General features: G+C 65.2%; 18 protein-coding genes. 14 read left to right on the top strand and 4 right to left on the bottom strand.

Features of this window, described 5'->3' with window-relative positions; all coding sequences use genetic code 11:
* Positions 1–60: 60 nt before the first annotated feature.
* Genes HMJ39_RS01655 through HMJ39_RS01670 form a run of 4 tightly spaced genes read left to right on the top strand, consistent with a single transcriptional unit; the run spans position 61 to position 3,375 of the window.
* Positions 61–717 (top strand): protein-L-isoaspartate(D-aspartate) O-methyltransferase, encoded by a 657-nt coding sequence (locus HMJ39_RS01655; RefSeq protein ID WP_161383732.1) that lies wholly within the window; start codon positions 61–63, stop codon positions 715–717.
* Positions 714–1,640 carry a DUF368 domain-containing protein gene (locus tag HMJ39_RS01660; RefSeq protein ID WP_194296033.1) on the top strand — a complete coding sequence of 309 codons (927 nt, stop codon included), beginning with the start codon at positions 714–716 and terminating at the stop codon, positions 1,638–1,640. Before HMJ39_RS01655 ends, HMJ39_RS01660 begins: the two co-directional genes overlap by 4 nt.
* Positions 1,641–1,644: 4 nt before the next feature.
* Positions 1,645–2,433 (top strand): peptidoglycan DD-metalloendopeptidase family protein, encoded by a 789-nt coding sequence (locus HMJ39_RS01665; RefSeq protein WP_228462100.1) that lies wholly within the window; start codon positions 1,645–1,647, stop codon positions 2,431–2,433.
* 3 nt (positions 2,434–2,436) lie between these two features.
* Positions 2,437–3,375: a cation diffusion facilitator family transporter gene (locus HMJ39_RS01670; protein WP_194296034.1), complete on the top strand. Its 939-nt coding sequence runs from the start codon at positions 2,437–2,439 to the stop codon at positions 3,373–3,375.
* Between the two features lie 135 nt (positions 3,376–3,510).
* On the opposite strand, the gene HMJ39_RS01675 is transcribed toward HMJ39_RS01670, so the two are convergent.
* On the bottom strand, positions 3,511–6,189 hold the full coding sequence (locus HMJ39_RS01675) for an efflux RND transporter permease subunit (protein ID WP_194296035.1): 2,679 nt from the start codon (positions 6,187–6,189) through the stop codon (positions 3,511–3,513).
* Positions 6,190–6,198: 9 nt separating this feature from the next.
* On the bottom strand, positions 6,199–6,630 hold the full coding sequence (locus HMJ39_RS01680; protein WP_161383737.1) for an SRPBCC family protein: 432 nt from the start codon (positions 6,628–6,630) through the stop codon (positions 6,199–6,201).
* Between the two features lie 191 nt (positions 6,631–6,821).
* Here HMJ39_RS01680 and HMJ39_RS01685 point away from each other — a divergent pair, with 191 nt between their 5' ends.
* The 3 genes from HMJ39_RS01685 to HMJ39_RS01695 all read left to right on the top strand — a co-directional run bounded on the left by HMJ39_RS01685 (position 6,822) and on the right by HMJ39_RS01695 (position 10,182).
* Entirely contained in the window at positions 6,822–7,829 is a 1,008-nt protein-coding gene (locus tag HMJ39_RS01685; RefSeq protein ID WP_194296036.1) for an AraC family transcriptional regulator, read from the top strand.
* A 46-nt stretch (positions 7,830–7,875) separates the two neighbouring features.
* Complete coding sequence (locus HMJ39_RS01690; RefSeq protein WP_194296037.1) at positions 7,876–8,934, top strand: fructosamine kinase family protein; 1,059 nt, start codon at positions 7,876–7,878, stop codon at positions 8,932–8,934.
* 132 nt (positions 8,935–9,066) lie between these two features.
* Entirely contained in the window at positions 9,067–10,182 is a 1,116-nt protein-coding gene (locus HMJ39_RS01695; protein WP_194296038.1) for a 4-phosphoerythronate dehydrogenase, read from the top strand.
* Here the strand turns inward: HMJ39_RS01695 and HMJ39_RS01700 are convergent.
* On the bottom strand, positions 10,157–10,327 hold the full coding sequence (locus HMJ39_RS01700; protein ID WP_194296039.1) for a PA1571 family protein: 171 nt from the start codon (positions 10,325–10,327) through the stop codon (positions 10,157–10,159). The two genes, HMJ39_RS01695 and HMJ39_RS01700, sit on opposite strands and share 26 nt — an antisense overlap.
* Before the next feature lie 59 nt (positions 10,328–10,386).
* Between HMJ39_RS01700 and HMJ39_RS01705 the strand changes: the two genes are divergently transcribed.
* From HMJ39_RS01705 to HMJ39_RS01730, 6 genes are all read left to right on the top strand, one after another.
* Positions 10,387–11,526 carry an ATP-NAD kinase family protein gene (locus tag HMJ39_RS01705; protein ID WP_194296040.1) on the top strand — a complete coding sequence of 380 codons (1,140 nt, stop codon included), beginning with the start codon at positions 10,387–10,389 and terminating at the stop codon, positions 11,524–11,526.
* A 70-nt stretch (positions 11,527–11,596) separates the two neighbouring features.
* Positions 11,597–12,949 (top strand): APC family permease, encoded by a 1,353-nt coding sequence (locus tag HMJ39_RS01710; RefSeq protein WP_194296041.1) that lies wholly within the window; start codon positions 11,597–11,599, stop codon positions 12,947–12,949.
* Between the two features lie 257 nt (positions 12,950–13,206).
* Positions 13,207–14,850, top strand: coding sequence for a ShlB/FhaC/HecB family hemolysin secretion/activation protein (locus HMJ39_RS01715; RefSeq protein WP_194296042.1), 1,644 nt, complete (start codon positions 13,207–13,209; stop codon positions 14,848–14,850).
* Positions 14,810–22,126, top strand: coding sequence for a two-partner secretion domain-containing protein (locus tag HMJ39_RS01720; RefSeq protein WP_194296043.1), 7,317 nt, complete (start codon positions 14,810–14,812; stop codon positions 22,124–22,126). Before HMJ39_RS01715 ends, HMJ39_RS01720 begins: the two co-directional genes overlap by 41 nt.
* Entirely contained in the window at positions 22,119–22,439 is a 321-nt protein-coding gene (locus HMJ39_RS01725) for a hypothetical protein (protein WP_194296044.1), read from the top strand. The genes HMJ39_RS01720 and HMJ39_RS01725 overlap by 8 nt, the downstream gene beginning before the upstream one ends.
* Positions 22,440–23,235: 796 nt before the next feature.
* A complete protein-coding gene (locus HMJ39_RS01730) occupies positions 23,236–23,904 on the top strand; it encodes a hypothetical protein (RefSeq protein ID WP_194296045.1) in 669 nt (222 codons plus the stop codon).
* 59 nt (positions 23,905–23,963) lie between these two features.
* Here HMJ39_RS01730 and HMJ39_RS01735 read toward each other — a convergent pair whose 3' ends face one another.
* Complete coding sequence (locus HMJ39_RS01735) at positions 23,964–24,272, bottom strand: transglycosylase SLT domain-containing protein (protein WP_194296211.1); 309 nt, start codon at positions 24,270–24,272, stop codon at positions 23,964–23,966.
* A 165-nt stretch (positions 24,273–24,437) separates the two neighbouring features.
* Between HMJ39_RS01735 and HMJ39_RS01740 the strand changes: the two genes are divergently transcribed.
* Positions 24,438–24,680, top strand: a complete 243-nt coding sequence (locus HMJ39_RS01740; protein ID WP_194296046.1) for a hypothetical protein — start codon at positions 24,438–24,440, stop codon at positions 24,678–24,680.
* Positions 24,681–24,821: the final 141 nt, after the last annotated feature.

The raw sequence follows: 24,821 nt of genomic DNA on the forward strand, positions 1-24,821 counted from the left end.
AGAGAACGCCGGCGGGGGCCGGAATCGCACGGGAACTGGATGGGGGATCCACCAACGGACATGGATACGGAATTGCGTGGCATCGGCATGACATCGGCGCGAACCCGGGAGCGGCTCATCAACCGCCTGCGGGAAGCCGGCATCGAGGATGAACGGGTGCTGGAGGTGATCCGCACCACCCCCCGGCATATGTTCATCGACGAGGCCCTGGCCCACCAGGCCTACGACGACACCGCCTTGCCCATCGGCCATGGCCAGACCATCTCCCAGCCCTGGGTGGTGGCGCGCATGACCGAGCTGCTGATCAGCGACGGCGTTCCCGACAAGGTGCTGGAGATCGGCACCGGTTGCGGCTATCAGACTGCGGTGCTGGCCGGCCTGTGTCAGCAGGTGTACTCGGTGGAACGCATCCGTCCGCTGCAGGAACAGGCGCGCCAGCGGCTGATCAGCTTGGGCTTGGCGCGGGTCCAGCTCAAGCACGCCGACGGCGGCTTCGGCTGGAAGGCCGCCGGCCCCTTCAACGGCATCCTGGTGGCCTGCGCGCGCCCGGATATCCCCCAGGAGCTGCTCGACCAGCTCGCCGACGGCGGCCGTCTGGTGATGCCGGTGGGCGACCGCACCCAGCACCTCACCGTGGTGGACCGCCAGGGGGACGAGATCCGCACCCGCACACTGGACGCGGTGCGCTTCGTGCCCTTCCAGCGGGGCGTGCAATGACGCGGCCCGCCTGGCGTCCGGGCGTCTACCTGCGTGGCCTGGCCATGGGCGCGGCGGACGTGGTGCCCGGCGTGTCCGGCGGCACCCTGGCGCTGATCACCGGCATCTACGAGGAATTGATCGACACCCTGGGCGGCATCGGCCCCCGTTTGCTGGGTGTCTGGCGCCGCGAGGGGTTCGTGGCATTCTGGCGGGCCGGCAATTTTACCTTCCTTTTCACTTTGCTGGCGGGGATTCTCACCAGCATCGCGCTGCTGGCGCGGCTGCTCACCTGGCTGTTGGAACACCATCCGGTGCCGGTGTGGGCATTCTTCTGCGGGCTGATCCTGGCCAGCATCGCGCTGGTGCTGGCGCCGCTGCGCCAGCGCGGGCCGCCCCAGTGGCTGGCGTTCGCCGCCGGCACCGGGTCGGCGGTGGCCATCGCCCTGGCGCCGGGGCTCACCGCCCTGGGCGTGTCGCCGCTGGTGTTCTTCCTGGGCGGTGCCGTGGCCATCTGCGCCATGATCCTGCCCGGCATCTCCGGCAGTTTTATCCTTTTATTACTGGGGCTTTATCCGTCCGTGCTGGCGGCGGTGGAGCGGGGCGACTGGCCCCTGCTGATCAGTTTCATGGCCGGCTGCGCCGGCGGTCTGCTGGCCTTCGTGCGCTTGCTCAAATGGCTGCTGCACCGTTACCACGACACCGTCATGGCGCTGCTGGGCGGCTTCATGGCCGGCTCCCTGGTCAAGCTGTGGCCCTGGCGGCTGCCCCTGGACCAGGGCGTCAGCGAGCGCTGGCTGTGGCCGGCGGACTACGCCCGCGCCGTGGACGGCGGCAGCCAGCTGGGCCTGGCGCTGCTGATGATGGCGGTGGGGCTGGCCCTGGTCTGGCTACTTTCCTTCGCCGCGCCCGTGCATAATGAAGCGACGGCAACGGACGAGTAACCTTTTGCGTGTTTGGCTTCCCATACTGGTGTCGATGATCCTGTGCGGCTGCGCGGTACGGAACCCGCCGCCGGTGGTGGACATCTACCAGCGCCAGGAACAGGGCACCAAGGTCACCTCCGGCAGCCACCGGGTGCAACGCGGCGAGACCCTGTATTCCATCGCCTGGCGCTACGGTTGGGATTACCGCGCCCTGGCGCGCACCAACGGCATCGGCGCGCCCTATACCATTTATCCCGGCCAGGTGATCTCCTTCGGCGGCGCCTCGGCGCGGGAGACCACGCCGGAGCGGCGCACCGCGTCCTCGTCCTCCTCGGGGGCGTCGTCTTCCTCGTCCCGGTCTTCGTCCTCGTCCTCCTCCGCCGCCAGCAGCCCGACCCCGCCGCCGCCCAAGAGCAGCAGCCCGGCCAGTACCGGCCCGGTGCCCTGGCAATGGCCGGCGGACGGTAAGCTGCTGGAGCGTTATTCCACCGCCGCCGGCGGCCGCCGTGGCATCGCCATCGGTGGTCGCGAAGGCAGCCCGGTGCGGGCCGCCGCCGGCGGCCGGGTGGTGTACCGGGGCAGCGGCCTCACCGGCTACGGCAACCTGCTGATCATCAAGCACAACGACCGCTGGCTGAGCGCCTACGCCCACAACAAGAAGCTGCTGGTGAAGGAGGGCGACGCGGTGGACGCCGGCGAGGAAATCGCCACCATGGGCGCCAGCGGCACCCTGAACACCCAGCTGCATTTCGAGATCCGCAAGGACGGCCAGCCGGTGGACCCGCTCACTCTGTTGCCAAGGAAATCCTGATCCATGCCCGACACCCTCGACGATCATCAGGCCCGCCGGCTGCTGACCCTGGCCGCCAGCGCCTCGGTGGCCACCGCCCTGATCCTGATCGCGGTGAAAAGCGTGGCCTGGACCATGACCGGTTCGGTGAGCCTGCTGGCATCGCTGATCGACTCGATCATGGATTCACTGGCGTCCCTGGTGAACTTCGCCGCCATCCGCTATTCCCTGGTGCCGGCGGACGACGAACACCGCTTCGGCCACGGCAAGGCGGAGGCCCTGGCCGGCCTTGGCCAGTCCGTGCTGATCGCCGGCTCGGCGCTCTATCTGCTCCAGGAAGCGGTGTTCAAGCTGCTCAATCCGGAGCCCATCGAAGCCACCGGCCTGGGGGTCGGCGTGATGGTGTTTTCCATCGCGCTCACCGCGCTGCTGCTGGTGGTGCAGAAATACGTGGTGCGGCGCACCGGCTCCACCGCCATCGACGCGGACTCGCTGCACTATCTCTCGGATCTGGCGGTTAACGCCGGCATCATCCTGGCGCTGGTGATCAGCGGCCTGGGCTTCGACGCCGCCGACGGCCTGGTGGGGCTGGTGATCGCCCTCTACATTCTCTGGTCGGCCTGGAAGATCGGCTGGGAATCGGTGCAGCTGCTGCTGGACCGGGAGCTGCCCGGCGAGGTGCGCGACGTAATCGGCACCGTGGTCGGCGAGCATGACCAGGCCCTGGGCTTCCACGACCTGCGATCCCGCCAGTCCGGGCGCACCCAGTTCATCCAGCTGCATGTGGATATGGACGAAACCCTGCCGCTCAAGGACGCCCACGAACTGGGCGAGCGCATCCGCGCCGACATCCTCCAGCACTATCCCGCCGCCGAGGTGATCATCCACCACGATCCGGTGCCCAACTCTCCCCACGTCCCCGTCGACCCGGACTCCTCCAACCGAGAAGACCGCGCCGGTTGACGGTCTCCCCGTAGCCCCGGGGTGTGTCTCCCCTCCCGGGACCCTGTTTGACAGGATGTCAAACCGGGAGTCTACAGGGATGTATTCACGACGTTCCCGGGAGGGGAGACACACCCCGGGGCGGCCCAGCTAACATCAACCCGTCTGGCCGGCGCGCAGCTTCGGCCGCACCGTGATCAGCAACGCTGGCAGCAACGTCAGGTTGCTCAGCAACGCCACCAGCATGGCCAGACTGGTCAGCAGCCCGAAGTACACCGTCGGGTTGAAGTTGGAAAACGCCAGAATCGAGAAGCCGGCGATGATCACCAGGGAGGTGTAGTACATCGCCTTGCCGATGGAGCCGTGGCAGCGGCGCATGGCCGCCGCGTAATCCCGGTCCGCCGGCCACTCCTCGTGGAAGCGGTGCACATAGTGAATGGTGTCGTCCACCGCGATGCCGATGGTGATCGCCGTGATGGTGATGGTCATCAGATCCAGCGGCAGCCCGATCCAGCCCATCAGCCCCAGCACCGTGGCCGCGCTCACCAGGCTCGGCACCATGCTGATCAGCGCCACCGGCAGGGACCGGAACAGCAACAGCAGCATGATCAGGATCGCCGTGAACACATAGCCCAGGGTCTTGATCTGCGAATCGAACAGGCTCTGCAGCATGTTGTTGTAGAGCACCATGGCGCCGGTCAAATGCACCTGCTCGGGTTGCAGATCGAACTGGCTGACCAGATCGTCGTTGATCTTCTTGAGCAGGTCGTCCCGGTTCAGCCCCGGGTAGGAATCCACCACCCGGATGCTGATGCGGATCTGCCGGCCGTCGTCGGACAGATAGGGGCTCACCAGCTGGCCGCGCAGATCATCGGGAATGAAGCTGGCCAGCAGCATCAGCTGCACATAGCTGAGCGGGCCGTCGTTGATCTTCTTGGCCACCTTGTAGGTGGTGGCGATGGACAGCACCTTGCCGGTTTCCGGCAGCGACTGCAGGTAATCCTCGATCCTGATGATTTGTTCCAGCCGTTGCGGCGTGTACCAGTAGGCGCCTTGCAGATCCGGCCCCTGGTCCGCCGTCGGGCCCGGCGCGTCGCTGGCGAACGGGTCCTGGCCGCCGCCGAAGTCGTCGCCGCCGCCATTACCGCCCGCGGCGAACGGGTCTTGCTGGACCGCGCCGAAGCCATCGTCGCCGGCGGACTGGCCGCCGGATGCCTCACGGGAGGCGGCGCCGCCGGCGAACGGGTCGTCCTGGACGGCGTCGAAGCCGTCCGCGTCCTCGGCGGGCGCGGTGGCGCCGGTGGATTTGCTTTCCCGGGGCGGGGCGTCGATGACGATGTCCAGGGGCGTGGTGCCGCCCAGCTTCCGGTCGATCTGCAGCATGCCCTGGTAGATCTCCGTGTCTTCCTGGAAGTAATCGATGAAGCGGTTTTCCACCGTCAGGCGGGTCATGCCCCACAGCGCCGCCGCCAGGCCCGCCAGGGTCACCACCAGCAGGGTCACCCGATGGCGCTCGGTGAAGCCGGCGAAGGTCAGCGTCACCCGGCGCGTCAGATCACGGCCCTGGCGCGGTTGGCCCGGCGCCAGCCGGCCCAGCAGGCTGGGGAACACCAGGAAGCAGGTCACCAGGGCCACGCCCAGGCCCAGGGTCATCATCCAGCCGAAGTCGATCACCGGGCGGATGTCGCTGATCACCAGGGACGAGAAGCCCACCATGGTGGTCAGGATCATGTAGACGCTGGGGCGCATCATGTGGGCGGCGGTTTCCCGCAGCAGCCAGCCCTGGGTAGCGTCCGGGTTTTCCTCGTGCAGTTCCCGGTAGCGCACCGTCAGATGGATGGTGATGGACATGGTGATGATCAAAAGCAACGACAAATAGTTGCTGCTGATCACCGTCACCTTCCAGTCCATGAAGCCCAGCCAGCCAGTGACGGTGAGCACGGTGACGCCGCAGCACAGCAGCGGCACCACCACCCAGCGCGGACGCCGGAAAATCAGGAACAGGGTGAGGATCAGGAACGCCACCACGCCCAGGCCGAAGATTTCCAGGTCCGAGCGGATGAAGCGGATCATGTCCGAGGCGATCATCGGCACGCCGCCCAGCACCAGGCGCGCCTGGTCCCGGTAACCGTCCATGATGCCGCGGATGTCCTCGATCTCCTCGGCGGTGCGCGCCTGCACCGCGCTGTTGTAGTCGCTGAATTCGGCGTCCACCCGTTCCAGTTCCGCCGCCTCGGATTCGCTCAGGGCGTCCTGGCGTTCCTGATCGCGCAAGGCGTTGCGCCGGTTGAGCAGCTCGAAGTAACGCTCATCGCGCTCGAAGGTCACCAGCATGGCGGTGGTGAGGCCGTCGTCGCTGACCAGCAGATCCTCGTAGAGCGGATTGGTGTCGGTGAACTCCTGTTTGGCCAGGCCCAGGTCCACGCCGTCGTCGAGCACCGTGCGGTAGCCGTCGGACAGATCGGTGAATTCAACCTTGGGGCTGAACAGCAGCGGCACGTCCAGCAGGCTGTACACCGAAGCGACCCGGTCCAGGCCCTTGAGCTCGCCCTGCAGGCTTTGCAGGTTCTTCAGGGTGTCGCGGCTGAACAGTTCGCCTTCCCGGGGCGTGTAGGTGACCACCAGGAAATCGCTGCCGCCATACTGCTTGGCGATCTTGCGGTAGTACTCCAGCGCCTGATCGTTCTCCAGGGTCAGGGACTCGGCGGAGGCGTCCAGCTTGAAATCGCGGGCCTGCCAGGCGGCCACGCCGCACACCAGGGCCACCACCAGCAGCCACAAAATCGGGTTGCGCAGCACCACCGCGCAATAGACGCGGAACAGTCGAGACATCATGGTCGGGCCTTAGAACATGGCCGCGAATTCCGCGGCGAAACGCTGATCGAAGCGGTGAATGAGGCGCCCGGCGGGCAGGGTGAGCAGGGTCAGCAGCCCTTCGGACCACTCTTCCTGATGCACCCGGCAGCCGCCGTCGCCGTCGTCGATGAAGGTGAAACGGTGGATCAGACGCGCCATGGGCAGGTCCAGCCCCCAGGCGATGCATTCGTTTTCCCGGTACTCGTGCACGCGCACCACCACCGGCGCCGGCGGCAGGCGCGGCAGGTCGGCCACGAACAGCAGGTTGGCGCCGCGCCGCCACTGGCCGCCGAACAGCCGTGCGTGGCGCACCACCGAACACCAGTCGGCCCAGCCGTCGACCTGGCTGAACAGGGAAAAGGCCTGGCGGGGTGAGGCGCGGGTGTCGGTCACTTCGTCGATGAAGTAGCGTTTCAGCATAACGTCCTCGTTCTCCGGAGGCCCCAAGAGTACCCATCATTCCCGGCACTCACCACCTAAACGGTGGCGCCGCCCTTGACCGGCGGGACCGCCCCGGGGAACCTTCGGTCAATGCGAGCGCGGCCTGGTCATCGTTCCATGAAGGTCCGTCCGCGACGGCATGGAAGAATAATAATCAACGAGGAAACGTGATGGTGGGAACGCACCTGCCCGCGTCGGTCCTGCCGGGCCTGCTGGAGATCGCCCTGCGTGGCCGGCTCGACGCGGCGACCCTGTTCGAGCGCGCCGGCGTGGACCCCGGCGCCGACCGCTACCTGACCCTGGATCAGCTCGACCGGCTGTTGGGCACCGTCTTCCGCGACGCCGGCGACCCCCTGTTCGGATTGCGCGCCGGCCGCCGCCATGACTACCGCCGCCTGCAGCTGCTCGGCCGGCTGATGGCCGCCGCCACCACCCTGGAGCAGGCGCTGGCGCTGCTGTTTCGCTACAAGGACCTGGTGGTGCCGTACCTGGCGTTCCGGCTTGAGCGTGGCGAGCACCACTGCACCCTGGCGATCACCGGCGGCGAGGGCCTGAGCTTCGCCCGGGACCCGGCCCACGACGATCTGGTGCTGGCCAGCCTGGTGGCGGTGGGGCGCTCGCTGCTGGGCGGGCGCATGCCGGTGCACCGGGTGCTGTTCCGCCGCCCGGCGCCGGACCAGCGCGACGAGTACGACGCCTTCTTTCAATGCCCGCTGCGCTTCGCGGCACCGAACAACGCCATCGAGTTCTCCCCGGCGCTGCTCGGCCAGACCCTGCCCGGCGCCAACGCCCACCGGCGCGCCCGTCTGGAGGGCGCCGCCGGCCGGCTGCTGCTGGATCTGTCCCGGGCCGGCGGCGTCGCCGGCCAGGTGCTCGACCGCTTGCGCGGTGGCCTGGGGCAGGGCGGGCTCACCGTGGAGCGGGTGGCCGCGGACCTCAACATGACCGCCCGCACCCTGCAGCGGCGGCTGCGCGACGAAGGCGTGCAATTCGCCCGCCTGCGCGACCAGGTGCGCATGGAATACGCCTGCCGCCGCCTGCGCGAGCCCGGTTGCGACATGCAGGATCTGGCCCTCTATCTGGGCTTTTCCGACACCGCCAACTTCTACCACGCCTTCAAGCGCTGGAAGGGCTGCGCCCCGGGGGAATACCGTCGCCGGGCGCTGGGCGGCGTGTGAGCGATGCCGCTGGCACGGTGCCCACCGGCGCGCGTACCCTGTGGCCATGCTCGACCCACGACGTGCTGAACAGGAACTGGACGCGCTCTGGTCCCACCCCGCCGGCCACTGCCGGGTGCACGCCGCCGGCGGCGGCGCCACCGGCGTCACCGGGCGGGTGGAAGCCGGTGACCGGCGCTACTTTCTCAAATGGCTCCCCGACGGCGACGCCCTGGACGCGGAGGCGGACGGGCTGCGCCACCTGGCGCCGGCGATCCGCGTGCCGGCGGTGGTCCACCGCGGTCCCCTGGCCGGCGGCCAGGCACTGATCCTGGAATGGCTGGACACCCGCCCCCTGGGCGGTCGCCAATGGGAAACCCTGGGCGCCCACCTGCGCCGGCTCCACGACACCACCGCCGAGCGCTTCGGCCACCACCGCGACAACTGGATCGGCGCCAACCGCCAGGACAACACCCCCACCGACCACTGGGCGGACTTCTTCGTCGAACGCCGCCTGGCCCCGCAACTGCGCCAGGCCCGCGACCGGGGCCTGCCGCCCCGCGCCGTCCAGGCGGTGGAAGCGGTCATGGCCCGCGTCCCGAACTGGCTCGCCGGCCTGGACATCCGCCCGGCCCTGGTCCACGGCGACCTCTGGCAAGGCAACCTGGCCGCCCTGGCCGACGGCACCCCGGTGATTTACGACCCGGCGGTCCATTACGGCCACGGCGAAACCGACCTGGCCATGCTCGGCCTGTTCGGCGCCGTCCCCGACGCTCTCTACCACGCCTACGGCCAGGATCCCCACGACCGCGACTTTCAGCACCGCACCCGCCTTTACAACCTGTATCATCTGCTTAAGGAGCCTCTGAATACCGCCTTACGTACTCAGCGTGGCCTGAAGTGTACAGCCGTCGTGTCTTGTCTCGACGGACAGGGTGGTGCCCTTTCCAAGAGGCAAGGCGCGGCGGCTGTACACTTCAGGCCGCGCCCTGCGGGGCTTACAGGCTGGCCCACACTCATCGTTCCCCTTTTTCGACAGGCAACCAGCCTGCCTTCAAAAGGGCGCCTTGATTGTGAGCCGGCCTGTAAGCCTGAGTACGCAAGGCGGTATTCAGAGGCTCCTTGACCACCACAACCTCTTCGGCGGCCCCTACACCCAAACCACCGAAGACACCGCCCTCTCCCTCCTCCGTGAATAACGGGGCAGGGTGTGAGCGTCCCCGCTAGGCGGTAACCTCCAACAGAGAGTCCTGACTCAATGCGCATCGTCGCCGACGAAAACATGCCCGCCCTGACCCCCTTCGAATCCCAGGGCCAGGTCACCCGCGTCAACGGCCGCACCCTGACCCGCGACCAACTGAAGGACACCGAGGTCCTGCTGGTCCGCTCCGTCACCCGTGTCGACCGCGCCCTGCTGGAAGGCACCCCGGTGCGCTTCGTCGGCTCCGCCACCATCGGCACCGACCACATAGACCGCCAGGCCCTGGACGACCTGGGCATCGCCTTCGCCCACGCCCCCGGCTGCAACGCCCGCGCCGTGGTCGAATACGTGCTCCAGGCCCTGCTGCTGGCCTGCCACAAGCAAGGCCGCTCCCTGCGCGAAAGCCGGGTCGGCATCGTCGGCCTGGGCAATGTGGGCGGCCGCCTGGCGGACTGGCTCAATGCCCTGGGCGTCACCGTGATCGGCTGCGACCCGCCCCTGGCCCGGGCCGGCGCCCGCGCCCCGGTGCCCCTGGACCCCCTCGACGCCGCCCTGGAAGCGGACCTGATCAGCCTGCACGTACCGCTGACCCGGGACGGCGACGACGCCACCCACCATCTGCTCGACGCCGAACGCCTGGCCCGGCTGGGCCCGGAGCAGACCCTGATCAGCACCTGCCGGGGGCCGGTGATCGACAACCGGGCTCTGGCCGCGCGCCTGGAACAGGAAGACGCGCCGCTGGCGCTGCTGGATGTGTGGGAAAATGAACCGCGCCCGGACCCGGCGCTGCTCGACCGGGTGTTTCTCGGCTCACCCCATGTGGCGGGCTACAGCGTGGAAGGCAAATGGCGGGGCACCGCCATGCTGCACCAGGCCTGGTGCCGCTGGCGCGGGGAGAGCGCGCCGGAGATGGTGCCACCAACGGAGGACGCGGAGCTGGACGCGCCGGTCCACGACGAAGCGGACCTGCTGGCCTTGCTGCGCCGGGCCTACCGGCTCCACGAGGACGACGCACGCCTGCGTGAAGCGGTGCGCGCGCCGGACCCGGGCGTCGCCTTCGACACCCTGCGCAAGAACTACCCGCCCCGGCATGAGCTGCTTTACTGGCGCCACCGGGGCGACGTGGCGGCGCCGTTCAAACCCCTGGTCAGCCGGCTTTTCGCGCCGGAGTAGGGTAGTGCCAGGCTTGCTCCAGCTCGCGGCAGGCGCGCAGGATCATCGCCTCGGTGATGGGAATTTCCCGGCCCTGCTCGTCGACCAGGGCGGCGCCGTTGAATTCCCGGCGGCTGGAGGCCTGTGAATATTGAAGACGGTTCATGATGGTTCTCCGCTGTTTTCCCCGACGCGGTCATTGTTGAAAAAAGGTGTGATCGTTTTATGACAGAGTCGCGCAATGCTCTGATTCTTGGTGTTCTGGTGAACCCGTTCGCCGGCATCGGCGGCGCCGTGGGCCTCAAGGGCAGCGACGGCGAAGCCACCCGCGAGGAAGCCCTGCGGCGCGGCGCCACGCCCATGGCGGTGGCGCGCATGACCCGCGCCCTGCAGGCGGTGGCCGGTGACGCCGGCCACCTGCGCGTGCTCACCTGGGGTGGCGACATGGGCGAGCACAGTTGCCGGGAAGCGGGCCTGGCGGCGGAAGTGATCGGCGCCTCGCCATCCCCCAGCGGCCCCGAACACAGCCGCGAGGCGGCCCGCGCGCTGCTGGACGCCGGCGCTCAACTGCTGCTGTTCGCCGGCGGCGACGGCACCGCCCGGGACCTGGTGGACGCGGTGGGCGACGCCATCCCGGTGCTGGGCGTGCCCGCCGGCTGCAAGATGCATTCGGCGGTCTATGCCATCAACCCGGACGCCGCCGGCCGGCTGCTGGCCGACCTGGTCCACGGTGGCCTGGTGGCGCTGCACGACGCCGAGGTCCGCGACATTGACGAGGATGCCTTTCGCCACGGTGAGGTCCGCGCCCGCCACTACGGCGAATTGAAAGTGCCCGCCGAAGGCCGCTACCTGCAACAGGTGAAATGCGGCGGCCGAGAGGTGGAGGATCTGGTGGTCACCGAAATCGCCGCCTCGGTGATCGACAACCTGGAACCGGATACCTGGTACCTGGTGGGCTCCGGCTCCACCGTGGCCACGGTGATGGAACAGCTCGGCCTGCCGAACACCCTGCTGGGCGTGGACATCATCCGCGACCAGGAAGTGGTGGCCGCCGACGTGGGCGCCGAACAAATCCTCGACATCATCGGCGATCAACCGGCCCGAGCCCTGCTTACCGTGATCGGCGGCCAGGGCCACCTGTTCGGGCGTGGCAACCAGCAGTTCAGCCCGGCGGTGATCCGCCGGCTCGGCAAGGCCAACATCCAGATCCTGGCCAGCCGCACCAAACTCGGCACCCTGCAAGGTCGCCCCCTGGTGGTGGACACCGGCGACCCGGAGCTGGACCGGGCGCTGTGCGGCCTGTGGCCGATCACCAGTGGCTACGAGGACACCCTGCTGTACCGCGTGGCCACCGACGCCGGCTGAACAAACCCGGCGAAAATGCTATTTTTTGCCTCTTTCCTCGCACGCTTCACATGCTTCAAGGGGGCACTTCATGGCGGATCAGGACCGCACCACGAAATACGCCGAAGGCAGCCTGACCCTGGCGGGCACGGTCATGCTGGGCACCGGGGTGATGATCGGCGCCGGCATTTTCGCGCTCACCGGACAGATGGCCCAGATGACCGGTGCCTTGTTTCCCCTGGCGTTCCTGGCGGCGGCGGTGATCGTGTCGTTCAGCGCCTACTCCTACGTCAAGATTTCCAACGCCTATCCGTCCGCCGGCGGCATTGGCATGTACTTGCACAAGGCCTACGGCGACCGGCTGCCCACGGCGTTCAACGCCTTGCTGATGTACTTTTCCATGGTCATCGCGCAGAGCTTCCTGGCACGTACCTTCGGCGCCTACACCATGCAGCTGTTTGGCGGCGATGAATCCGGGCGCATGGTGCCCACCCTGGGCGTGGCGCTGATTCTCACCGCCTTCATCATCAACTTGCTCGGTAACCGCCTGATCCAGGGCGTGGCGGGTTTCATTGGCGTTTTGAAAATCGGCGGGATTCTGATGTTCGGCCTGGTCGGCATATGGCTGGCGGACAGCGTGGCGGTGGACTTCAATCGCGTGGGGGAAAGCGCCGGCATCGGCGGTTTTCTTGGCGCCACCGCTCTGGGGATTCTCGCCTTCAAGGGCTTTACCACCATCACCAACAGCGGTTCCGAGGTGATCGACCCGCACCGTAACGTGGGCCGTGCCATCGTCATTTCCATCGCCGCCTGCATCGTGATCTACACGCTGGTGGGGTTTGCCGTGGCGAGCAATCTATCGTTGAGCGAGATTGTCGCTACCCGTGACTACTCCCTCGCCGCCGCCGCCCGACCCGCGCTGGGTGAGTACGGCGTCTGGTTCACCGTCGCCATCGCAATGCTGGCCACGGCGGGCGGCATCCTTGCCAGCATTTTCGCGGTCTCGCGGATGCTGGCCATGCTCACGGAAATGAAGCTGGTGCCGCACAGCCATTTCGGCATGCCCGGCACCATCCAGAAACACACCCTGGTCTACACCGTGGTTCTGGGCCTGATCCTTACCGCCTTCTTTGATCTGTCGCGCATCGCGGCGCTGGGCATCATCTTCTACCTGATCATGGACATCGCCATTCACTGGGGCGTGCTGCGCTACCTGCTGGACGATATCGGCGCCCGGCGCTGGGTACCTGTGACCGCGATCATCCTTGATCTGCTGGCGCTGGGCGGCTTCGTGATCACCAAGCTGGCGTCCGACCCGTTCGTGATCGGGGTGGCGCTGGTCACCATGATCCTGCTCGCCGCCGGAGAGCAGTGGTTCCTGAAATCCGACGCACGCAAACGGACTCTGGCGCACCGGGGCCATCATCACGAATCGCACTCCTGAGCGGGGCGGTCCCGGCCCCGTGGCGGGAGGGGGGTGGTTTTGTGAATAAGGTCAAGTTTTTTGCATAAAGTGCCGCTCGCCGTCGTTTTCGGCGGTGAAGGTGTCGGCTCTCTTTCCTATACTCAGCCTCATAATAACGCCTGACCCCGACGGCGCGCCTGGATAGCGCGACGTCGTGGCAAGCCGGTGGGGGCCGGCGGGGTCGGGGCCACGTCATGGATGGCTTGGGGGAAAGACCGATCAGACTCTCTCTTCTCGTGCTCGCGGGTACCGTGTTCGCCGCCACCGCCTGGGCGGCGCCGGATCCCCAGCAGCGCATGTACGACCGTCTTCAGGAACAGGACCGGCAGCGCCAGGAGCAGCGCCTGGACGAGATGCGCGTGCCCGGCGATACGCCCGGCGCCCGGGTGCCCGAGCCGGAGGACACCGGCGCCGGCGGCTGTTTCACCGTGGAGCGAATCACGCTGACCACGCCGGGCCAGGAGCCGGTGCCCTTCGGCCACTGGCTGAGCGCGCCGCTGGCGCCACTGCGCGGGCAATGCCTGAGCCTGGATGACATCCGCGCCCTGCAGGCGGCGTTGAGCAACCTGCTGATCGATCGTGGCTACGTCACCAGCCGGGTGCTGCTGCCGGAGCAGGACATCGGCGACGGCGAACTGACGCTGCGGGTGGTGCCGGGCAGGGTGGAAGGCTGGCGCGGCGAGGGCCTGCCGGACCGGGTACTGGAATGGGCCCTGCCGTTGCGCGACGGCGACCTGCTCAATCTGCGCGCCCTGGAACACACCGTGGAAACCCTGGCCCGGCTGCCGCACCTGGACGCGGAGATGGATCTGGCGCCGGGCCAGGCGCAGGGCGGCACCGTGATCGTCGGCCACGCCAATTGGCCGCGACGCTACCAGGGCAGCCTGATTCTCAACGAAAAACACTACGGCGACGTCACCCACGGCACCGGCCAGCTCAACCTGGACTGGGGCAGCCCTTTCGGCGTCACCGATCGCTTGTCATTGGGCGTCAACGGCGACCTGGATCAGGAGTTCTCCGACCGCGCCTGGGGCGCCAGCCTGGACTACGACATCAGCCTGGGCTACTGGAATCTGGCCGTGGGCTACAGCCGCCAGGCCTACCAGAACGAGGTGGCGGGCATTTTCCAGCGCTTCGATTCCTCCGGTCTCACGGAAATTTCCCGCTTCGAGCTCACCCGGCTGCTGCACCGCTCCCAGCGCACGCGGTTGTCCCTGGCGTTGCTCGGCGCTTACACCGACGTGGACAACCGCATCGAGGAGACCACCATCCAGGTGAGCAGCTATCAACTGCGCACCGGCGGCCTGCGTCTGAGCGGCAAGTCCCGGCTTGGCCGGGTGCAACTGGCCGGCAACCTCACCGCCGAACGGGCCTGGACCGCCGGCCCGGCCACCCGGCTGCCGGACGGCGCTGAAGTGGCCGACGCGGTGCATGACCGCTACCAACTGTTTCTGTCCGCCACCCGTTTCATCCAGCCGCTTTACGGTGCCCTGCAGTTGCGGCTGAACAGCCAGTACAGCCGCCACGAACTGTTCCCCTCGGAACGCTTGTCCCTGGCCTCCAGCGCCGCCGTGCGCGGCTACGACAGCCTTTCGGTGAGCGGCAACAGCGCCACCGCCGGCAGCCTGCAATTCGATTTCTACCCGCCGATCACCGGCCCGGTAAGCCTCAAGCCGTTCGTCGCCTACGACCTGGGCGTGGTGCCCGACAACGGCAACGAGGACGACTTTACCCGCCTGGCCTCGGCCACCGCCGGGCTCGGCCTCGGCTACCGCGACATTCAGTTGACCACCCAGATCACCTGGCCCATGGAGCAGCATTCAACGGAGATGACGGATCATGAATACACAGTCCTGGCGAGCCTGTACGTCCAATTCTAACGCCCACGGAAGGGCGCGGCGCGGCCTGGTTTACGGCCTGTCGCTACTGCTCATCTGGCAGCCGCTGCTGGCGGCCGCCGACGGTGTCACGCCCACCCGGGGCGCCACCGACCGGGCCGGCAACGGCGTGCCGGTGGTCAATATCCGGAACCCCAACGGCGCCGGTGTCTCGCAAAACTTCTACCAGGATTTCAACGTCGACGAGCGCGGGCTGATCCTCAACAACGGGCGCCAGCTCAGCCGCACTGAGCTGGCCGGTTACATCGAGGCCAACCCCAATCTGCGCAACGGCAGCGCCAAGGTGATCCTTAACGAGGTGATCGGCGCCAACCCCTCGGCGTTGCACGGCTATCTCGAAGTGGGCGGCGCCAAGGCGGACATCGTGGTGGCCAACCCCAATGGCATTTCCTGCCAGGGCTGCGGCTTCATCAACACCGACCATGCCACCCTCACCACCGGCCGCGCCATCATGGACGAGGACGGCGCCCTGCGCGCCTTCGACGTGCAAGGTGGCCAGGTGCGCATCGGCGAGGACGGCGCCACCACCACCAACGTGGACCGTTTCGACCTGATCGCGCGCTCGGTGTCGATCAGCGGCGAGATCAACGCCGACCGGCTCAACGTGGTGGCCGGTCGCCAGCAAGTGGACCGGGAAAGCCTCGCCACCCAAGCCCATGAGGACGACGGCGACGGGCCGGAGTTCGCCATCGATTCCGCCGCCCTGGGCGGCATGTACGCCAACCGCATCCGCCTGATCGGCAACGACAAGGGCGTGGGGGTTCGCCTGGACGCGCCGGTGGCGGCCCAGAATGGCGACGTTACCCTGAGCGCCAACGGTCAGCTGCGTTTCAAGGAAATCAGCGCGTCCGACTCGATCCAGCTCGCCGCCAACGACGTCACCGCCGAAGGCAATCTGGTGGCCGGCGACCGCATCGACGTGCAGGCGGAGGCCTACCACGCCGTGGCCGGCACCACCTCCGCCAACCATCTGAAGATGGCGCTGGGCAGCGTGCGCCTGGATCAGGACGCGCGCTGGCTGGGCGTGGAAGACCTGACCCTGGACGCGGGCACGGTCGATAACCAAGGGGAACTGGCCGGCGCCGAGGTGACCGTGGGCGCCGAGGGCCACCTGGACAACGGCGGGCAAATTCTCGCCGACGGGCAGGCCGACGTGCGCGGCGGCACCCTGGACAACAGCGGCACCGTCTCCGCCAACGGCGACGTGGCGCTGAGCGCGGACGGCGCCCTGCGCCAGGCCGGCTCGGTTACCGCCGGCGGTGGCGCCCGGCTGGACGCCACCGAACTGACCCTGGACGACGGGTCCGAAACCATCGCCAACGGGACCCTGGCGGTGAGCGCCGACACCGTCACCAACCAGGGCCTGGCCCACGGTGGCGAACAAACCACGGTCACCGCCACCAACCTGGAACACCGGCAAGGGCGCATCCAGTCCGCCGGCGACGTCACCCTGAACGTGGCCGACCGCCTCGACAACCGCGCCCTGGTGACCGCCGGCTCCACGCTCACCGTGGACGCCGGCGAACTGGACAACCAGGGCACCCTGGTGGCGGAGGAGCAACTGGCGGTCTCCGTGGACGATGCGCTCATCAACCAGGGCGCGCTGCAGAGCCTGGGCGACGCCGGGATTGAGGCCGGCTCCCTGGACAACAGCGGCCAGGTGCTGGCGGTGGGTGACCTGGCCATCGACACCGAGGACGCGCTCGCCAATACCGGCGCCGTGCAGAGCGAAGGCAATCTGGCTGTGAACGCGGGCGGCCTGGACAACGACGGCGAGCTGCTCACCAACGGCGACCTGGCGGTCCATACCGACGGTGCGCTCACCCAACGCGGGCAGATGATGGCCGGCGGTAACGGCACTCTCAGCGGCGGCGAGCTTAACAATGACGCCGGCCTGATCAGCGTGGCCGGAGACCTGACTCTGGAACAGGCCGCCATCACCAATACCTCGACCCTGGAAGCCGGCGGCGTGCTGACCCTCACCGAGAACGTGGCGTCGCTACGCAATGAAGGTACCGTGGCCGGCGCCCAGGGCCTGTCACTGGCCGCCGATGAAATCGACAACCGCGCCGGTGCCATCCTGCGCAGCGGCGGCAACGCCGTCGTCACCGGCGAGCGCCTGACCAACCACGGGCTGGTGTTCGCCGCCGGCAACCTGGCGCTCCAGGTCGACGAACTGCTCAACGAACGCGCCGCCCAGGCCAGCGGCCAGGACGGCACCCTGGGCGCCGCCGGCGATGTGCTGTTCCAGGGCGAGCGACTGATCAACCGCGACGGCGCCCTGATCGGCAGCGGCGGCGCCATGGCGCTGCTCGCCTCGGAGCGCGTCACCAACGACCGCGCCGACATCGTCGCCAACGGCAACCTGCTGATCGCCGCCGACCAGGAGCAGGGCAAGACCGGCGAGGTCATCAACCATTCCGGCACCATTACCACCAACGCCGGTGACCTGGCGATTTTCACCCACTCCCTGGACAACAGCCGGGAAGTGACGCTGGGCAAAAGCGACCCCCTGACCATCGCCCAGCTGATGGAAATGATGCAGGTCGGGCTTGTCATCGATGACATCACCTTCAGCGAAGACGATTTGGCCTTTATTTATGACCCGGATCTGGAGTCGTCGCTGGTTCGCTTCGCCACTAATGGCGCGCAGCGTTTCCGCTGGGTGGATTACTGGGTTGAGGAATATACGGATTATATCAACGACGAGATGAGCGGCCTGCTTTCCGATGATGACATCCAGTATATTCAAGAAACTTTGCGTGGTCCCTCCTGGGAAGTGGAAATAGAAGGGGTATGGCATGAGATTTTTGACGGAGGCGGGGAGGCCTTCGGGGGAACCGACACAAACAAGATTCGAAATCCGCTGGCTGAAACCTTCTATCTAGTTGTCCGGGTTACTCAGCTTCTCAAGGAGCGGGCGCCGCTAAAATACCAGCGTTTCCTGGCCCATACCCGGGCCAAACTGGATGAGGATGGCGGAGGCCTCTACCTGCGTAACTTCACCTGTGGGGCTACCCGGAATGACTGGCGAACGGGAAATGAAGCCTGTGACAACGGCTCGATTCATTACTTCCGCTTTGGCTCCCAGGCCTACGACGACGTCATCGATCCGTCCTCCGAGGACGTACAATCAGTCCTCTCCTCCGCCGGTAATCTGACCATCAACGCGGACGTGCTGCGCAATGAATACAGCACCCTCGCCGCCGCCGGCGATCTTCACCTTGAGGGCGGCCGTCTCATTAACAAGGCGGTGGAGTTGAAACGTCATGCCTCCCTGAGCACTGGCCGCCGCGATTGGCACAATGCTGGTGATGCGCCCAACCCGGGCGCGGGCATGGTGAGAACGGATACGCAGCCTATCAGCGTCGATCTGGGCGAACAGGTGGCCAGTGTGATCTCCGCCGGCGGCAACGTGACCCTGGATTTTCAGGAAGAGGCGGGCAACTACACCGAGGAGCGCTTCGACCAGGAAGTGGTCTTCGACGACGGCGATTATCAGGACGAGGACGGCGGCGGCAGCGCCGGCGGTGGCGGGGAAGAGGGCGGCGACTCGCCCGGGCCGGTGTCCTGGGATCTCAGCGACGACAGCCGGGTCATCGACACCCTCAACGCCGGCCTGCGCGACATCCTCGACAACCGCAGCAGCCTCTACACCGTGGTGGACGACGCCGACCACCCCTATCTGATCGAAACCAACCCGCTGTTCGCTTCCCTGGATGGCTTCCTCGGCTCGGACTACCTGCTCGACCGCCTGAACACCGACCCGGACCGGCAACTGCGCCGCCTCGGTGACAGCTACTACGAAACCCAACTGGTCCGCGACGCCATCCTCGCCGCCACCGGTCGCCGCTTCCTGGACGCCGACGTCCAATCCGACCAGCAGCAATACCAGCGCCTGATGGACAACGCCCTCTCCGAAGCGCAACGGCTGGAGCTGTCCATGGGCGTGGCGCTCACCGCCGAACAGGTGGGCAACCTGCGCCAGGATCTGGTGTGGATGGAAGAGCGCCAGGTGGACGGCCACGCCGTGCTGGTGCCGGTGCTCTACCTGGCCCCGGGCAGCAGCCGGCTCACCGCCGAAGGCGCGGTGATCGCCGGTGACACCATCAACGTGCGCGCCGGCGGCCTCGGCAACAGCGGCATCATCGCCGCCGCCAACGGCCTCAATGTACAGGCCGGCAACAAAGGCGTGGTGAACCTGGAAGGTACCTTGCAAGCGGGCACCGGCCTGGCCATCGATTCCCTCGGCGACGTCAAGAACCAGAGCGGTACCGTCCGCGCCGGCCAGGTCTCGATCCGCAGTCAGGGCGACATCGTCAATGAGTCCTGGACCGAGCAAGTAGTCACCGAGTGGGACCACGGCACCCATCGCCGCACCGACCACGGTGACGCCGGCCTGATCCAGGCCGCCGACACCGTTTCCCTGGACGCCGGCCGCGACATCGTCGTCACCGGCAGCCGCGTCCAGGGCGACGCCGTGGGCCTCAACGCCGGCGGTGACGTGCGCATCGAAAGCCAGACCCTGGAACGGGGCTTCGACGGCCGCGCCAACGGCGGCCGCTACCAGACCCAGACCATCGAGCAGATCGCCAGCCAGGTGGACGCCACCGGCGACCTGCTGATCAGCGCTGGCGGCAACATCGGTGTCACCGCCTCCGACGTCAGCGCCGGCGGCAGCGCCAGCCTGGCCGCCGGCGGCGACGTCATCATCCAGTCCGCCGCCAACCGCGACTACGAAAACTACCACCGCGAAACCAGCCACGAAGAAAAACAATACACCCACGACACTGTCCGCCAACGCAAAGCCAGCGTCAGCGCCGGCGACGATCTGCGCATCGACGCCGGCCGCGACCTGCTGGTGGCCGGCAGCGACCTGAGCAGCGGCGACGACATGGGCCTCGCCGCCGGCGGCAGCATCGCCTTCCTGGCCACCCAGGACCGCGACTACCACTTCTCCATGAGCGAGAAAGACGGCGACTACGGCGCGCACAGCTTCAAGCGGGACGAAGTCACCCACGTGGACAACGTCACCAGCACCGCCACCGCCGGCGGCGACCTCACCCTGACCAGCGGCGGTGACCAGCTCTACCAGGCCGCCCGCCTGGAAAGCGGCGGTGACACCACCCTGAAAAGCGGCGGCCACATCACCTTCGAATCGGTGAAGGACCTGGTCCAGGAAAGCCACGAAAAAAGCCAGGGCGACCTGGCCTGGCAGAAGATGGAAGGCGAAGGCTTCACCGACGAAACCCTCCGCCAAACCGAAATCGTCGCCGCCGGCAACCTGGCCATCGACGCCGCCGAAGGCCTCCACATCGACGTCAAACAAGTGGACCAGCAAACCGTCGAGCAAATGATCGACGGCATGGCCGCCGAAAACCCGGACCTGGCCTGGATGAAGGACGCCTACCAACGCGGCGACGTGGATTGGCGCCAGGTCCGCGAACTCCACGACAGCTGGGAATACAGCAGCCAGGGCATGGGCCCCGCCACCGCCCTGGCGGTGACCATCGTGGTCACCGCAATGACCGCCGGCGCAGGCGCGGCAGCGGGCGGCGCCGTGGCCGGGGGCACCACCGGCGCCACGGCCACCGCCATCAGCTCGGCCACCTCCGCCGTGGTGACCAGCGCGGCCAGTACCGCCGCCGTCAGCACCATCAACAACGGCGGTGACCTGGGCGCCACCCTGGACACCCTGGGCAGCGGCGACACCCTGCGCGGCCTGGCCGTCGGCGGCGTCACCGCCGGCCTCACTTCGGGCCTGCTGGACCCGGCCTTCGACAACATGGAGTTCGGTAAAGCCGCCGGCATCCAAAGCGACCCGATCAACTCCATCACCCGCGGCTTCGACCTGGGCACCGCCCAGGGCGCCCTGGGCTTCGCCGCGCACAGCGCCGGCCAGGGCCTGATCAACGCCGGCGCCACCGCCGCCATCCAGGGCGGCAGCTTCCAGGATCACCTGATCGGCAATCTGGAAAGCCAGGGCAATAACGTGCTTTCCGCGTTGGCGTTCAATCAGGCGGGCTCTTTCGCCGATTATTTGGCGGAAACCGCTGGGTCAGGTGGCCACACCGCGGGATTTGACCTGTTCGTTGAAGGTGGGTTTGGCAGGACCGGTTTGCACGCCTTCACCGGCGGTGCGGTCACGGAGCTGACCCAGGGGGACTTCATCACCGGTGCGGCTGGCGCGGGTTCCAACCAGTTGCTATCTGGGGCTTTCGGCAACCTTTCAGGTGGTAACAATACGGTGCGAACCGCCGGCGCGCAGTTGGCGGGTCTGTTGGGCGCGGTCTCGACTGGAGGGGACGTGGAGACCGGTGCCTGGATCGCTAAACAGGCGGACACCTACAATCGGCAGCTACACAAGGCCGAACTCAAGCTCATTGCGGATCACTACCAGGACTACGCCGACGAACGGGGCATATCCGATGAGCTGGCGTTGAAAGAGCTGCTTTATCAAGCCCAGAGTCAAGTGGATGGCGCCTATGCGGGAGATAGCGGTCAGCGTGATCTGGCCATCCTGCGTGGCTATGATCAACAAGCCGCCGGTGATTTCCTCTCGACCCTGGCAAGCCAATCAGGAACCATCGTCCATGACGACGGTGAAGTAACAGCGCTCTTCGAAGCGACAGAGGAGCAATACGGCGATAGCTACGTTAACGCGACGCATCTCCATGATATCGAAGACGGGGCCTATGGCGAACAAATGTTTGGCTATCCCGCACCGATTCTAAAGAACATGGAATCCGATATTGGCGCCGGGAATTACCTCGATGTCATTGGGGATGCGCGGCTGGATGCATCAAACGAGATGTTCTCTCAGGGAGCGACCGTCCTCGGCGGAGCAGTATTGACACCTGTCGCCGCCAGTATCGGTAGCGCGGCTACTGTACAAGCGCCCTTCTGGGGTGGGGTTGGGGCTCAAACTGCTGCAACCGGTTCTCGCGCGCTGGGCGCCAGGTTGATTGTAAATGCGGCTGCGGCGGAGGAAGGCATGGCGGTAGGGGCATTGAGGGCCAACATTGTCTTGACTGATATGGTTTATGGGTCTGGATTATTATCGGAGTATTATGTCTTTGGAACTGGTATGGCCGGATTTGTCGATGGCTTTTACGGTGGGACTCCGGGGCCTCCTGCGTATGTGCCTGATGGATTACCCAGTCACCCTGTGTTTGCGCCATATAAAGCTAGCCAGGAGGCAGGTGCTATGTTGAAAGATGCTTTTCATTTTTATACGCAGAAGGTGGGTGATGACTGATCAAATTTCTGCCTTTAAGATTCTTTTTGTGCTTTTCTTTGTCGCGGGTCTTTCGATTTTTTTGGTTCTGAGGAGGCGCAGAGTTTTTGTCTCCGATCGTGCTTGTATGTATGTCAGCATGGCTGTTGCTATTCATTTATATAACCTTCTGCCTGTTATTGTGGAAGGGGGTGTTGTTTCTTATCGCGATGGGGAAAAAGTTAGCTCTTTGGAGGTTTTTGGTTTTTTGTTTTTGCTTTCTCTTGTTCCTTACTGGATAGCCGTTTTGTCAGAGCGCTCGCTAAAGAAAACATTGGGTAAGCAAAAAAAATAAGGGGCGTATTTGGGGGTGTGTTCAGTTTTCTAATGAAGGGGGCGTATTGTCTTCCCGCTTGCCGCGATGTTGGTTCTGGGAGGCAGCGCCACAACAGACCCAGGAGAAGAGGGATTATCAATGTCCAACCACGCCGCTGATTTAGTTGGGAAGTCGTTTCATGCTTCCATCGGTGAATCATGGGGTTTTGAGTCTGGTGCTGGCCAGGATCGACTGGAGGGGAAGATTCAGAAGGTGCTTTTTCGATAGGTCGGGAGGTCCGCTGCTTCTCTGTAAGGTGACTCCATTTTCATCGTTTTGGAAAAGATTGGTTGTGTCGTGGTGGTGATAGGAGTAACCAAGATCTCATTGATGTTCTGAGTAAGTCCGGTTTGCGGCGTTTATTTTTATGTCCCGGCGATCGGGAGGAGGATTTTTAGCTGAAGATGCTAAGTCCGCTCTCAGTAGAGAAAAAGATTGCAGCTTTTTAATTGGAAATATGAAGCTGAAATGGTCGCTTTGGATTTAATGGATTGATCAGGAGTATTATGTTGGCTGAGGTGATGGTCCTTTTATTTATTCTTCTGGAGGTCGTGTTTGTGGTCCTCTATGTGAGGTTTAGGTTTGAGGGGGTTGGCGAATTTAAGGATTTGTTTTCAATTGTGCATCCGTTTTCAAATAAGCATATATATGGAAAAGTGCCGGACGAATTTCTTCCAATTTTTGAAAAAATAAGAAGGGCGCAGGTCTGCGTGTTTTTTGGCGTATTGTTCTTTTGGTTGTTTTTTTAAATTTTAATGATTATTGGAGAGTGTAGATGAAAAGGATGTTTTCGCTTGCCGCGATGTTGGTTCTGGGAGGTTGCGCCACGGTGAAGCCGGTGGCGCTGGATGTGAAGGCCTTGGAGGGCAGGGGGATTGATAAGGTGGCCGCCACCGAACATCCGATGCCGGTGATGTCGGCGATCACGCCGACCAAGGCGCAGTTCGGGTTCCTGGGTGGCCTGGCGATGAACGCCGCCGGCAAGAAGATCATCGAGAGCCACGATGTGGCGGACCCGGCTTCCTCCGTGTCCCGCAGTCTGGCGGGCCAGCTGGCGACTATTTTTGGCGGCGAGGCGTTGCCGCCGGGTGGTGTGGTTGAGGGGGCGGACGCCGCCGAGATCGTGGCGGCGAGCGGCGACGCGGATGTGGTGGTGGACGTGCGGACCAGTGTCTGGCAGTTGATCTATTACAAGTCGGCCTGGGGCACCTATTCGATCACTTACCGGGCCAATGCGCGTTTTATCGACGCGGCGTCCGAGGCGGTGCTGGGGACCGGTAGTTGCGCGGTTCGTCCGGAGAAAGGTTCCGAGTGGACAGCGGCTTATTCGGACTTCGAGGAGAATCGGGACGGCATCCTGACCCGGACCCTGAGTCATGTGGCGGAGCAGTGTGCCGAGCAGATCGGCGGGCAGCTGGCGGAGTACCAGGTTGGGCGTCGCTAGCTAGAAAAAGGCCGGGTCGCGGTTTTGATCGCAGCCCGGCCTTTCATGTCCCTTAACTCTTAATCCTCGATCATGGCCACGGAGTAGGGCGTGCCGCGTTCCCGGGGGAGCAGGAGCAGGGCGGTGCGCTCTTCGGTGTCGCCGTGGAGGCCCTGGAACAGGACGCGGTAGGTGAGCACGGCCTGGACGTAGGCGCGGGTTTCCCGGAAGGGGATGGACTCGATCCAGACGTCCACGGGCACGGCGTCGTCTTCTTCCTCGGCGAGCCACCGTTCCACCCGGTTGGGGCCGGCGTTGTAGGCGGCCAGGGCCAGGATGCGGTTGCCGTTGAACTGTTTGAGCAGGTCGGCGAGGTAGCGGCTGCCCAGGGCGAGGTTTCTTTACGACGGAGGGCGTCTCGGTTGGTGGGGCTTATCTTAGTAGTCAACTGAAAGGAACGGACGCGACGCCGGCAATGCTGGGTGCCGGCGCTGGGGCTGGTGCGATGACGAGCGAGAGTGTCAGTTCGGTGGTTCAGGAAGGAGTAAATAAAAATGAAAGATGAAACTAAGTGTCCTGGCTTTAAGGAGTTTTTTGTTTTGGTTCTTTCCGGTTTCTTTATTGTTTTCATTTCGATTTTTCTGGCTAGGTTTGGGGTTTATATTTATCACTTTTTTGAAGGAAGGGGGTGGCGATTTGACTTTGCTTATGAAATTTTGTCTTGCGCAAAAAAAATCTATATTGGGTGGTGGTTTTTTTGGGGCTGGTGCCTGGGTGTTGTCGAGGTATTATTATGAAAAGGATAAGCGTAATTAATATAAATAGATTGGTGTCGAGGCCTGAGTGGATGGAAAATGATGAAAGGTGAAGTTTAATGCTCGGCCGGCAGGTAACTTTCTGGTTTATTGTTATTTGAGTTTTGATGAAAGAGCTGCTGT

This window comes from Alloalcanivorax profundimaris (genome assembly GCF_015265435.1).
Classification (GTDB): Bacteria; Pseudomonadota; Gammaproteobacteria; order Pseudomonadales; family Alcanivoracaceae; genus Alloalcanivorax; species Alloalcanivorax profundimaris.

What these genes read in the sequence shown, in the direction of transcription:
- HMJ39_RS01655 (WP_161383732.1), top strand. Translation starts at nt 61, where the DNA reads ATGGATACGGAATTGCGTGGCATCGGCATGACATCGGCGCGAACCCGG.
- HMJ39_RS01660 (WP_194296033.1), top strand. Translation starts at nt 714, where the DNA reads ATGACGCGGCCCGCCTGGCGTCCGGGCGTCTACCTGCGTGGCCTGGCC.
- HMJ39_RS01670 (WP_194296034.1), top strand. Translation starts at nt 2,437, where the DNA reads ATGCCCGACACCCTCGACGATCATCAGGCCCGCCGGCTGCTGACCCTG.
- HMJ39_RS01675 (WP_194296035.1), bottom strand. Translation starts at nt 6,189, where the DNA reads ATGATGTCTCGACTGTTCCGCGTCTATTGCGCGGTGGTGCTGCGCAAC.
- HMJ39_RS01680 (WP_161383737.1), bottom strand. Translation starts at nt 6,630, where the DNA reads ATGCTGAAACGCTACTTCATCGACGAAGTGACCGACACCCGCGCCTCA.
- HMJ39_RS01685 (WP_194296036.1), top strand. Translation starts at nt 6,822, where the DNA reads ATGGTGGGAACGCACCTGCCCGCGTCGGTCCTGCCGGGCCTGCTGGAG.
- HMJ39_RS01690 (WP_194296037.1), top strand. Translation starts at nt 7,876, where the DNA reads ATGCTCGACCCACGACGTGCTGAACAGGAACTGGACGCGCTCTGGTCC.
- HMJ39_RS01695 (WP_194296038.1), top strand. Translation starts at nt 9,067, where the DNA reads ATGCGCATCGTCGCCGACGAAAACATGCCCGCCCTGACCCCCTTCGAA.
- HMJ39_RS01700 (WP_194296039.1), bottom strand. Translation starts at nt 10,327, where the DNA reads ATGAACCGTCTTCAATATTCACAGGCCTCCAGCCGCCGGGAATTCAAC.
- HMJ39_RS01705 (WP_194296040.1), top strand. Translation starts at nt 10,387, where the DNA reads ATGACAGAGTCGCGCAATGCTCTGATTCTTGGTGTTCTGGTGAACCCG.
- HMJ39_RS01710 (WP_194296041.1), top strand. Translation starts at nt 11,597, where the DNA reads ATGGCGGATCAGGACCGCACCACGAAATACGCCGAAGGCAGCCTGACC.
- HMJ39_RS01720 (WP_194296043.1), top strand. Translation starts at nt 14,810, where the DNA reads ATGAATACACAGTCCTGGCGAGCCTGTACGTCCAATTCTAACGCCCAC.
- HMJ39_RS01725 (WP_194296044.1), top strand. Translation starts at nt 22,119, where the DNA reads ATGACTGATCAAATTTCTGCCTTTAAGATTCTTTTTGTGCTTTTCTTT.
- HMJ39_RS01730 (WP_194296045.1), top strand. Translation starts at nt 23,236, where the DNA reads ATGAAAAGGATGTTTTCGCTTGCCGCGATGTTGGTTCTGGGAGGTTGC.
- HMJ39_RS01740 (WP_194296046.1), top strand. Translation starts at nt 24,438, where the DNA reads ATGAAAGATGAAACTAAGTGTCCTGGCTTTAAGGAGTTTTTTGTTTTG.